We start from the raw sequence: 12,474 nt of genomic DNA, 5'->3' as shown, positions 1-12,474 counted from the left end.
AAAACAGTAGCGAAAACGTTATCTTTGCTACTCAAAAAATATTTAAAATGAGTACGAAAATATTAATTATAGGCGCTTGTGGACAAATAGGTACCGAGTTAACCCATTCTCTAAGAAAAATATATGGAACTGATAATGTAATCGCTTCCGATATTCGAAAACTAAATAACGATGTTGTTAATTCAGGTCCTTTTGAAGTAATAAATGCATTGGATTTCAATCAGATTGAGCATCTTGTAGAAGTTCATAAAATTGACGAAATCTATTTGATGGCGGCATTACTGTCTGCAACAGCAGAGAAAAACCCTGCTTTTGCCTGGGATTTAAATATGAATTCTCTATTTCACGTTTTGAATTTGGCGAAAGCTGGAAAAATTAAAAAAATATTCTGGCCTTCGAGCATTGCTGTTTTTGGCCCGACAACACCAAAAGAAAATACTCCCCAATATACTATTATGGAACCATCTACGGTCTATGGAATCAGTAAGCAATCTGGTGAAAGATGGTGTGAATACTACCATAATATATTTGGTGTGGATGTTAGAAGCATCCGTTATCCAGGATTAATCAGTTACTCTTCTCCTCCAGGTGGTGGAACTACTGATTATGCCGTAGATATTTTTCACAAAGCACTAGAAGATAAAAAATACGAGTGTTTCCTTTCATCGGAAACTAAAATGCCAATGATGTATATGGACGACGCAATTGCGGCAACTATAAAAATTATGCAAGCTCCAAAAGAAGAAATTAAAATTCATTCTTCATACAATCTTGCTGCAATGAGTTTTACGCCAACAGAAATCGCAGCAGAAATCAAGAAACATATTCCAGAATTCTCTATTACTTACGAACCAGACTTCCGTCAAAAAATTGCTGACAGCTGGCCTGCAAGTATCGATGATCACCAAGCAAGAGAAGATTGGGGCTGGAATCACAAATATGACTTGGAAACGATGACTAAAGACATGTTAGAGAATCTAAGAAAAATAGAAGAGTAATTAAATTGTTATCATTGTCTTTATTAGAAGCAGAAATGGATTTCTCGTCAAGGCCACCCACCCGTCATTCGCTTTATCTTTGCTTTTTTAAAGAACAAAAGCAAAGGATATCACTACTACCGGGGCTAAAAGACAACAATTATATTTAACATCAAATAAAAAAACAGAAGCCGCTTTTACAAAAGTTGCTTCTGTTTTTTTTTTAAAACCATAAAAAGTAGTCGATAGTTTTGAAAAATTATTTCTTGTCGTGCTCTGATATTATCAACTCTGCAACTAGACGCCCTGACTTCATAGCCGCGTTTATGGAACCGTTTAACAAATGGTCGCCACAGCAATATAAAGTGTCATTGATTTTCATATCAGCAATTGTCAAATCATCTTTAAGAACAGTGAGATTTGGCAATGCGTATTTAACTTTATAGGTCTTCAAGTGCGACCAATCTTCCACTTGTTTTCCAAACCAAGGCTCTAGTTCCTCTTTGATTTTTTTTGCTAATTCCTGGTCCTCAAAATCTAAGATCCCATTACAAGATACCGAAATTAAAACTTTCCCCGCAGGAGCATAGGCTGTGCTGACGTTTGTCATGACAGTCAAATTGTTTACCACTTTTTCTTCTTCAGAGGCGTTTAAAATTACAACTGCTTTGTTTGAAGGTGCAATCGTAGTTTGAAAGTAGACATTAGTAACAGACCGATGTTGGGTTTCAACATTACTTTTTGATTTAGAAACAAGTTCGTTTGCCTCAGTGGCAAGAATAATAATATCAGATTTTATTTCAGCACCCGAGTTGGTGAAAATGCTGTTTTCATGGATGTCGACGACTTTTGTATTGTACAAAAAAGTATCGGCAGGCAATTGAATAGCTAGTTGTTTTGGGATTTCTTCCATACCTAATGCGGGAAGTGCGGCGTCACCTTCTGAAAACATTTTCATAACAAAATCAAACATCCTGTTTGGGGTTTCCAATTTGTTCTCTAGAAAAATACCCGAGAAAAAGGGTTTAAAAAAACGATTAATCATTTTTGAACTGAATCCGTAACTTTTCAATTGCTCCAAGCTGGTTTTTTGCTCTTGCAAAAAGATGCCCTTAATCGATTTCCTTATTAATTTTTGTTTCAATACAAAAGTATTGAATTTATCTTTCAACGAACCCACTGGGGCAAAAACGGTAGACAATAACGCTGAAGGTCTTCGAAAAGGATCGGCAATTTCAAATTGACCTCCATCATAAAGGACAGTTGCGCCAGGTAAGAATTTTTTAAGTTCTAATGCCTCGTAATCCAAAAGCATTTTCGCTTCAGGATAAGAGGTAAGCAAAACCTGAAAACCGCGATCTAGCCTAAATCCATCTACCACATCAGTCTTAATTCTCCCACCTACCCTGTCACTAGCCTCTATAATTTTTACAGAAAATCCCTCGCGATGCAAATATAACCCTACTGAAAGTCCTGAAATTCCTGCGCCAATAATTGTTATACTTGGTTTCATGTCTTTTTATAAAATCGTTTGATACAAATTTAGTGTTTCCTTTCGTTGAACACAATACTCTCCTTTTCCTAAATACAAAAAAGGTCGCAAAATATAAATTTTGCGACCTTTTGTTTTTATTGTAGAATTCCATTTTTTGTAAACATCTTACTCAGTTTGGTAAATTCTAATTCTGATTTCACTTCTAATAAATCACGGGTTTTCCCATTCTTTAATTCTATAAAATATTTTTTCCTTCCTAAAAAAATCCGCTTATTCAATCCTTTTATTTGATCAGCAGGTATTTTCTCTCTTGTTGATTTTTTAAAAATAGAATTATAAAGTATCACAATCGAAACAACTCCTAATACCAACCATATTATTTTCATAAAACCAAAGCTTGCTTTTACATCTGATAAATTTAGAATCGCATTCAGTAGATTTAAAACCATCAAAAAGTTTATTAAAAAGGCATAGTTTTTAAGCCCATCCTTAATCTCTATTGATTTATTAGATTCGTTATATTTAATGTTCATGAACCAAAACTTAAGTTTAGAAATACAATTTATTGTTTAAAAACGTTATTCTCTTGTTTTACATCAGCCATTAATCCGCTTGGATCGATAGTGATTTTTTTGATTGTGCTTTTTGCTTTCCCAATTGTAAAATCGTAGTTAGAAGCAGCCCAAGTCCAGTCATTCAAAATCGTTCTTTTTACTTCCGGATTAGGATTCTCTTTTTCAAAACTCATCATACGCAATGGAACATAAAAGCTTTCCATAGTTCCATCAGTATACTCCACTAATAGGTCAATAGGCATTGGCATTCTGCCAATTCTTTCTAAACTTACAGTAGTTGTATCACCGTTATCAGTTACCGCTTTGACTCCATAATCAATAGTATTCAACGTTTCTGTCCAGTCCACTAAATACCAGTCTAAATTAGCGCCTGAAACACGTTCAGCGGTTCTTTTGATGTCATTAGGTGTAGGATGTTTGAATTTAAAATCATAAAAATACCTTTTGATGGTTTCTGCTGTTTTATCTTCTCCTATCAGGTAATTTAATTGAGACAAAAATAAACTCCCTTTTACATAAGATGAAATACTGTACGGTCTGTTTTCATCATAACGATCTCCATGGGTAGTTTGCGGTTGCTCTTTTCCTGAATTTACTAAACTGTAATAAGCTCTGTAATTCCCTTCAAAAGGGTTTTCTACTTTTTTTGTTCCTAATTCATTTACTGCCCAGTCTTCTACATAAGTTGTAAACCCTTCATCCATCCATGGGTGTTTTGATTCATTTGAAGCTAAAATATGTTGAAACCAGGAGTGTCCTAATTCATGTGTTGCTGTTCCATAAATCCCTTCAACTGTTCCGTTTCCTAGCATCAAAGTACACATGGCATATTCCATTCCACCATCGCCACCTTGAATAAATGAATATTGTTTGTATGGATAGTTTCCAATATTTTTATTATAAAAATCCATTACTTTAACCATCATCGGCTCAACCTTTTTCCAGTTTTCCATAGTCTTTGGATAATTTTTATAAAGGAAATGCAAGTCAACATCATTTGGTCCTTTTACTACATCATGAATGTAGTTTTTATCTGCAGCCCAAGTAAAATCATGAACCATAGGTGCTACAAAATGCCAAGTTAACATTTTTAGTTTCTTAGGGTAGATTACGTTAACACCAGCGTCTTCGTATCCATGTCCAATTTCGTTTTGATTTTGCAAATATCCTGAACCTCCTAAAGTATATTCTTTATCAATAGTAATGTTTACGTCAAAATCTCCCCAGACACCGTGAAATTCTCTGGCGATATAAGGATCAGCATGCCAACCTTCAAAATCAAATTCGGCCATTTTTGGATACCATTGCGCCATTGATAATTCAACACCTTCTGAATTGTTTCTACCAGAACGACGAATTTGTACTGGAACCTGTCCGTCAAAATTTAATGTGAAAGTAGTTTTGCTGTTCGGTAGTATTGGCTTAGCCAAAGTAACCTCAAGAATTGTACCCACTGTTTTTGCTTCGGCGGCAACACCGTCTTGTTTAAAATCAGTAATCTTTAAGTAGCCTATTTCGTTTGGTTTTAAGCTTTCGATACGACTTACTTTAACGTCTTTACCATCTACTTTAACCTTGTTTACCATTCTTCCATCAGGATCTTTGATGCTGTGTAATCTCGCATCCATTTCGCTGCCTGGTTGAAAAGCATTATTGAACAAATGATAATACACTTTTCTCAAAGTGTCTGGCGAATTATTAGTATAAATTAATTCTTGCGTCCCCTTGTATTGATAATTTTTAACGTCCATAGCAACGTCCATCTTGTAGTCAACATGTTGTTGCCAATAAGCCGAACTTTGGGCAGAGACGGCTGCTAAATTAAAAATAATAAAAGAAATTAAAAGCAGTTTTTTCATGGTATTTAAATAAAAAATGGAAGGACAGTTGTCCTTCCATTGGATTTATAACTATTCTCTTTATTTTTTTGACATTTTATCCGCCATTAACAAGGCGTTGTATGCGTTTACTATCTTTCCTGATTGAGATAAAGTTGTAAAAGAACGGCTGTCTTTTGGATTCCCTCCTACAACAACATTTTCAGCAATCGCAACACCTGAATCCATCAAAATGTGTTTTACTTGTGATGCTGATAATTTTGGATAATAAGAACGAATTAAAGCCGCAACTCCAGCAACATTTGGCGAAGCCATTGAAGTACCTTGCAAGTATTTATAAGTGTTATTTGGCGTTGTAGCATAAATTTTTACACCTGGTGCAAAAACATCAACATTCACTTTCCCAATATTAGAGAAACGCGCCACTACTTTATCACCATACTCAAAATTCAGTGCACCAATAGTAATCATGTTGTCAGCAAATTCTGTTTTTTTATCATCAGAATCGTTAGGGTAGTTATTGTATGAATCAATGTCTTTTGAATCATTTCCAGCAGCATGAACAATTAATACATCTTTCTTTTCAGCATATTTAATAGCGTCATATACCCATTGTTTGTGAGGAGAAAAACTTTTTCCAAAACTACCGTTGATTACTTTCGCTCCGTTATCAACTGCATAACGAATTCCAAGTGCGATATCTTTATCATACTCATCTCCGTCTGGCACCGCACGAACAGTCAAAATTTCAACATTATTAGCAATTCCATCCCCTCCTATATTGTTATATCTAACCTGAGCAACGATTCCTGCAACGTGAGTTCCGTGAAGAATTTCTTCCTTATCTGGACCCATAACATTATTATTTCCGTATTTTGTATCAGTGATATCGTTTGGATTGTCTCCCAATACTGCTCTATAATCTTGTTTTAGATTATCCCCATTAAGAAGGGCAGTCATTTCGTCAATATCACCTTGAATCGCTTTTTGCAAATCAACTATGCTCATACCATAAGATAGCATTCTTTGCATTGTTACTTTACTTTCTAATATTGTCGTGTCTTTTGAGTCAATCGCATTTACTTCGTCACTAGTATAAATAGGCTTCGCTAAATTCTTACCTACAATTGCATCCGCACTTGCCATTACAGTTAATAGTTCCTGTAAACGAGTTTTCCCTGCTTCTGCTTTAGCTATTTTTTCATCATTGATTTTCTTCGCTTCCTGATAAGTTACCTCATCTACTAAATTTTTATCTTTGATAATTCTTTCATATTCAAGATTTTCTTTGGTGATGTCTCCAAGGAAATTCCAACCATGAATATCATCAACGTATCCATTTTTATCATCATCAATTCCGTTTCCAGGAATCTCTTTTGTATTAGTCCAAACCACATCTTTTAAATCCTCATGTTCGATATCCACACCTGAATCTACAATTCCAACAATGACTTTTACTCCTTTTTTATCTTTTAAAAGTTCTGCATAAGCTCTGTCAACACTCATTCCAGGAATAGTGTCATTTACGATGTCTAGATGACTCCAACGTTTTAATTCATTTTCTTGTAAAGCAGCAGTTTTTTTAACATTTAAAGGGGCGGTAATTGCCGTTAAAGAACTAAAACTTGAAACTTGTTTTTGAGCTCCACATCCAGCCAAAACCAAAACGGCAAAGGCAGAAAGGCAAATCGGTTTAATACTATTCATTGATTATTTTCTTTATGAGTTGTAAATATTGGTCTAAAATAATTTATTTTGTTACAAAAATAATGAGATTAACACTAATTTATGAGTTTATAACTGCTTCTCAAGGGCATCCTGATTAATCCCATAATAGTGTCGTATCAAAAAAAGAGCTATCCTTTCAGACAGCTCTTTTTGTATTTTAATTCAAAAAATTTTATACTTAATTAGTAAACTGTTTAAAATAATCATCAAACATTTTAATGTAAGTCTCTTTGTTTTCAAAATCGTAAGAACCTTTGTCTATGTTCTCAATCATTTTTGAACAATCAGAAAAATATGCTCTTAACGCTTTTCTTCTTCCCAGGAATGCTGGTAGGCTAAGAAACTCCTATTCGATTTGTTTTTTCAACACCTAATCATCCTGAGGGAAGAATTCGTGATGTAGAGATACTTTAGATCCCATTTTAACTTCTTCAAAATTTTGCAACAAATTCAAAACTTACCTATTTACGTAGCTTTTTTCTAAACCATACTATCACCCTTTTCTTTATAAAACGGCTTCACAAGAGAAAACTTCCTTCAATCGCACTCCTTTTTCGGTATGTTGCACGGTAATAATCTCATTGTGCGCATCATGTTCTAGGAACAAATAGTAATCATTGTCGGCAGCAGCATTAAGGAATTTGGTTTTCTCCGGCATCGTTAACAACGGTCTTGTGTCATACCCCATTACGTAGGCAACTGGTATGTGTCCAGCTGTAGCCAATAGATCAGCACAAAAAACGATCGTCTTACCTTTATATTGAATGTGAGGAATCATTTGCTTTTCGGTATGACCGTCTGCAAAGAAAATCCCAAATCCCAATTCTGATTTTTCGAGAAAATCACCTTCAGGCTTTTTGATGAAATTCAGCTGTCCGCTTTCTTGCATTGGCAAAATATTCTCAGATAAGAAAGAAGCCTTCTCTCTAGGATTAGGTTTTGTCGCCCATTCCCAATGATTCTCGTTCGACCAAAATTTAGCGTTTTTAAAAGCTGGCTCATAGCCTGTCTTCTCCTTGTTCCATTGTACACTTCCTCCACAATGGTCAAAATGCAAATGTGTCATAAAAACATCGGTAATGTCATCACGACTAAAACCATGTTTCGCCAACGATTTATCCATAGAGTGAGAACCCCAAAGCGAATAGTAACCAAAGAATTTCTCTGATTGCTTATCACCCATTCCGGTGTCAATTAATATTAATCGTTTGCCATCTTCAATAAGCAGACATCTTGCTGCGATATCGATCAAATTATTAGCATCTGCAGGATTGGTTCGGCTCCAAATAGTTTTTGGAACAACTCCAAACATTGCACCACCATCTAATTTAAAATTCCCTGTTTCTATAGGATATAATTTCATTTTTTTTGAATTGAAAGATTAAAAATTGAAGAATTAAAAGATTCTAATTAGATCACCCGATCCTTTAACAAAAAGGAGATTTTTATTTGAATCCTTATCTTTTTCATAAAGATATTGCAATTTATGAAAATTGATCTGCTTTAAATGAAATAGCATAGACTTTTTCTATTTTACAATTAGTTATAAAAATGTTATCGGTTATGGAAAAAGGTTTTTATATAGTACCTTTGTAGTTAATTTAGACAAAATCAATATAACAATGATAAAGGTTTCAGATACTGCCAAAAAGAAAATCATCGATTTGATGAAAGAGGACGGTTTTGATGCTGCTACAGACTACGTAAGAGTAGGCGTGAAAAGTGGCGGATGCTCCGGTTTGTCTTATGATTTGAAATTTGACAAAGCCAAAAGCGAAGACGATAAAATATTCATAGACAACGAAATAACAATTGCAGTGGAGAAAAAATCTTTTCTTTATTTAGCTGGAACAATTTTAGAGTTCTCTGGCGGAATAAACGGAAAAGGATTCATTTTCAACAATCCTAATGCAAATAGAACATGTGGATGTGGGGAAAGTTTCTCACTTTAATAACACATCGACTTAAAAAACATAAATTTCACACTATTTAGAAATTAAGAAAATGAAGCGCATACAACGCTCAAATCAACTTAATTCCTAAATGGTTCTAATTAGAAGAAAAAATGTCAAAATACACAGAAGACGATTTAAAACTCGAACTCGAAACTAAAGAATATGAGTACGGATTTTACACCGAATTAGAATCGGATACATTTCCTATTGGCTTAAACGAAGATATCGTTCGCGCTATCTCGCTTAGAAAAGAAGAACCAGAATGGATGACTGAATGGCGTCTTGAGGCTTTTCGTGCTTGGCAGGAAATGATCGAACCAGAGTGGGCAAACGTACATTATACAAAACCAGATTTTCAGGCTATTTCTTATTATTCTGCGCCAAAAGCGGTAGATCCTAATAAAACATTAGATGATGTAGATCCGGAACTTTTAGAAATGTATAAAAAGTTAGGTATCTCTGTCGATGAGCAAAAGATGATGAATAATGTGGCTATGGATATTGTTGTTGACTCTGTTTCAGTCGCTACAACATTCAAGAAAACATTAGGTGAGAAAGGAATAATCTTCATGAGTATTTCTGAAGCCATTAAAGAACATCCTGAATTAGTTCGTAAATATTTAGGAACTGTTGTCCCACAAAAAGATAATTTTTACGCCGCATTGAATTCAGCTGTTTTCTCTGACGGTTCATTTTGCTATATTCCTAAAGGCGTTCGTTGCCCAATGGAACTTTCAACCTACTTTAGAATAAATCAAGCTGGAACAGGCCAATTTGAAAGAACATTACTAATTGCCGATGAAGGTAGTTATGTAAGTTACCTTGAAGGTTGTACTGCACCGAGTCGTGATGAAAATCAATTGCACGCTGCCGTAGTAGAATTAGTTGCTATGGACGATGCAGAAATTAAATATTCTACAGTACAAAACTGGTATCCTGGAAACAAAGAAGGTAAAGGTGGAGTTTTCAATTTTGTGACTAAAAGAGGAATCTGCGAGAAGAATGCAAAAATCTCCTGGACACAAGTAGAAACTGGTTCTGCCGTAACTTGGAAATATCCATCTGTTATATTAAAAGGAGACAATTCAGTAGGTGAGTTTTATTCGATTGCTGTTACCAATAATTTTCAACAAGCAGATACGGGAACAAAAATGATCCATTTAGGTAAAAATACTAAATCGACCATTATTTCTAAAGGAATTTCAGCGGGACAATCACAAAACAGCTACCGTGGTTTAGTTCGTATTTCGCCAAATGCAGATAACGCTAGAAACTTTTCACAATGTGATTCGTTATTAATGGGTAACAACTGTGGAGCACATACTTTCCCTTATATCGAAAGCAAAAATCCATCAGCAAAAATTGAACATGAGGCTACAACAAGTAAAATTGGTGAAGACCAGGTTTTCTATTGCAATCAACGTGGAATCCCAACTGAGAAGGCAATTGCTTTAATCGTGAATGGTTTCAGTAAAGATGTACTAAACAAGTTACCAATGGAGTTTGCTGTGGAAGCACAAAAATTATTGGAAATATCTCTTGAAGGTTCGGTAGGATAATTTTCCTGCTGCAAAAGAGAACTAAATGAATCTTAATACCTTAATGGTTTAAAATAAAAAACGAATGTTAAGCATAAAAAATTTACACGCCTCAATAGGTGACAAAGAAATATTAAAAGGAATTAATCTTGAAGTAAAAGCAGGAGAAATTCATGCCATAATGGGGCCAAACGGTGCTGGAAAAAGTACGCTTGCGTCAATCATTGCAGGAAATGAAAACTACGAGGTAACCGAAGGAGAAATCACTTTAGAAGGAGAAGACCTTAGTGAATTAGCTCCAGAAGAAAGAGCACACAAAGGAGTGTTTCTTTCGTTTCAATATCCAGTAGAGATTCCCGGAGTTTCAGTAACGAATTTTATCAGAACAGCAATCAACGAGACTCGTAAAGCAAACGGACACGAAGAAATGCCTGCTAACGAAATGCTAAAAGTGATTCGTGAAAAATCAGAATTATTAGAAATTGACAGAAAATTTTTGTCTCGTTCTCTTAACGAAGGATTTTCAGGTGGAGAAAAAAAACGTAACGAGATTTTCCAAATGGCAATGTTAGAGCCAAAATTGGCTATCCTTGATGAAACTGATTCTGGATTAGATATCGATGCGTTACGTATCGTAGCTAACGGAGTTAATAAATTAAAAAGCGACAAAAACGCAATTGTAGTAATTACGCACTACCAACGTTTATTAGATTATATCGTTCCTGATTTCGTTCATGTTTTACTTAACGGTAAAATTGTAAAATCTGGAGACGCTTCTTTAGCTTTAGAGCTAGAAGAAAGAGGATACGACTGGATCAAACAAGAACAAGAAGCATAAAATTTTGTTTGAAGTTTAAAGTTTAAAGTTGCCGCGAGCTAACTTTAAATTTTTAAACCTTAAACTTTAAACAATAAAAAAAATGGATTTGAAAGAAAAATTAATCTCGTCTTTTATGGCTTTCGAAGAGCGCATCGATGTTCACACTGAACTTCACGATGTAAGAACTTCGGCTATGAAAAACTTTGAAAATAAAGGGTTCCCAACAAAGAAAGATGAAGCTTGGAAATATACTTCGCTAAATGCTCTCTTAAAAAACGACTTTACCGTTTTCCCTAAAAAAGAAAACAGTATTCAATATTCTGATGTAAAAAAATATTTTTTACATGAAGTAGATACTTATAAAGTAGTATTTATTGATGGTATTTTCAGTTCGTACTTATCGTCTACAACCCACGAAGGAATCGATGTTTGCTTAATGTCTTCGGCATTGAATAAACCAAAATACAAAATGATTATTGACAACTACTATAATCAAATTGCTAACAAAGAAGAAAGTTTAACTTCATTGAATACGGCTTTTGCTACTGAAGGAGCTTACATCAATATCCCAAAAAGCAAAGTCGCTGACAAACCAATTGAAATCATGTATTTCTCTACGGGAAATGAGTCTGCGCTTATGGTCCAACCCAGAAACTTGGTAATTGTAGGTGAAAATTCACATGTTCAAATTATTGAGCGTCACCAGAGTTTGACTGAAAATCCAGTATTAACCAATTCGGTTACTGAGATTTTTGCTCAAAAACGCGCCATAGTGGATTTCTATAAAATTCAAAATGACAACCTAACCGCTAACTTGATTGACAATACTTACGTGTCGCAAAAACAAGAAAGTAGTGTTGCGGTTAATACTTTTTCTTTTGGTGGAAACCTAACTAGAAACAACTTGAACTTCTACCATTTTGGAGAAAGAATAGTAAGTTACTTAAACGGAATTACGATTATTGGAGAAAAACAGCACGTAGACCATTACACATTGGTACAACATGCTACTCCAAATTGTGAAAGCCACCAAGATTACAAAGGAATCTTTTCTGACCGTTCGACCGGTGTTTTCAACGGGAAAATCTACGTAGAGAAAGAAGCTCAAAAAACAAACGCATTCCAAAAAAACAATAATATCCTATTGAGTGATAAAGCAACAATAAACGCTAAACCACAATTAGAGATTTTTGCTGATGATGTAAAATGTTCACACGGTTGTACCATCGGGCAACTAGATGAAACAGCTATGTTCTACATGCGTCAACGTGGAATTCCACAAAAAGAAGCCAAAGCTTTATTAATGTACGCATTCTCGAATGCCGTTATCGAAAGCATCAAAATACCAGAATTAAAACAAAGAATCACTAAAATTATCGCCACCAAATTAGGTGTTAAAATTGGATTTGATTTGTAATAATTTATAACCGCAATCCCGATAGCTATCGGGACGCTAAGTTTTACGCAAAGGGCGCAGAGTTTTTAATGAACTTTGCGCCCTTTGCCTTTTTACATTTGTTATAAACTCTTCTGTTTTTTGGGAGCTAT

General features: G+C 34.7%; 10 protein-coding genes. 5 read left to right on the top strand and 5 right to left on the bottom strand.

The features are described 5' to 3' along the window. Positions 1-47: 47 nt before the first annotated feature. Positions 48-998, top strand: coding sequence for an L-threonine 3-dehydrogenase (locus tag QO182_RS10565; RefSeq protein WP_371561544.1), 951 nt, complete (start codon positions 48-50; stop codon positions 996-998). 238 nt (positions 999-1,236) lie between these two features. Here QO182_RS10565 and QO182_RS10560 read toward each other — a convergent pair whose 3' ends face one another. The 5 genes from QO182_RS10560 to QO182_RS10540 all read right to left on the bottom strand — a co-directional run bounded on the left by QO182_RS10560 (position 1,237) and on the right by QO182_RS10540 (position 7,976). Further along, positions 1,237-2,490, bottom strand: a complete 1,254-nt coding sequence (locus QO182_RS10560; protein WP_371561541.1) for an NAD(P)/FAD-dependent oxidoreductase — start codon at positions 2,488-2,490, stop codon at positions 1,237-1,239. 116 nt (positions 2,491-2,606) lie between these two features. After that, complete coding sequence (locus tag QO182_RS10555) at positions 2,607-3,005, bottom strand: hypothetical protein (RefSeq protein ID WP_371561538.1); 399 nt, start codon at positions 3,003-3,005, stop codon at positions 2,607-2,609. A 29-nt stretch (positions 3,006-3,034) separates the two neighbouring features. Next, on the bottom strand, positions 3,035-4,906 hold the full coding sequence (locus QO182_RS10550; RefSeq protein ID WP_371561535.1) for a M1 family metallopeptidase: 1,872 nt from the start codon (positions 4,904-4,906) through the stop codon (positions 3,035-3,037). Between the two features lie 60 nt (positions 4,907-4,966). Then, positions 4,967-6,592, bottom strand: a complete 1,626-nt coding sequence (locus QO182_RS10545; RefSeq protein WP_371537721.1) for a S8 family peptidase — start codon at positions 6,590-6,592, stop codon at positions 4,967-4,969. A gap of 526 nt (positions 6,593-7,118) precedes the next feature. Beyond that, positions 7,119-7,976: an MBL fold metallo-hydrolase gene (locus QO182_RS10540; RefSeq protein WP_371537724.1), complete on the bottom strand. Its 858-nt coding sequence runs from the start codon at positions 7,974-7,976 to the stop codon at positions 7,119-7,121. 259 nt (positions 7,977-8,235) lie between these two features. On the opposite strand from QO182_RS10540, the gene QO182_RS10535 reads away from it, so the two are divergent. From QO182_RS10535 to sufD, 4 genes are all read left to right on the top strand, one after another. Then, positions 8,236-8,565, top strand: coding sequence for an iron-sulfur cluster assembly accessory protein (locus QO182_RS10535; protein ID WP_339919192.1), 330 nt, complete (start codon positions 8,236-8,238; stop codon positions 8,563-8,565). Positions 8,566-8,678: 113 nt separating this feature from the next. Next, entirely contained in the window at positions 8,679-10,127 is a 1,449-nt protein-coding gene (gene sufB / locus QO182_RS10530) for a Fe-S cluster assembly protein SufB (protein WP_371537726.1), read from the top strand. A gap of 64 nt (positions 10,128-10,191) precedes the next feature. Then, positions 10,192-10,944: a Fe-S cluster assembly ATPase SufC gene (gene sufC / locus QO182_RS10525; protein ID WP_371537728.1), complete on the top strand. Its 753-nt coding sequence runs from the start codon at positions 10,192-10,194 to the stop codon at positions 10,942-10,944. Between the two features lie 82 nt (positions 10,945-11,026). Continuing rightward, positions 11,027-12,343 (top strand): Fe-S cluster assembly protein SufD, encoded by a 1,317-nt coding sequence (gene sufD, locus QO182_RS10520; protein ID WP_371537731.1) that lies wholly within the window; start codon positions 11,027-11,029, stop codon positions 12,341-12,343. The last annotated feature ends 131 nt before the right edge of the window (positions 12,344-12,474 follow it).

This window comes from Flavobacterium sp. Arc2, assembly GCF_041431385.1.
Lineage (GTDB): Bacteria > Bacteroidota > Bacteroidia > Flavobacteriales > Flavobacteriaceae > Flavobacterium.
This window is presented reverse-complemented; position numbering and strand designations above follow the sequence as displayed.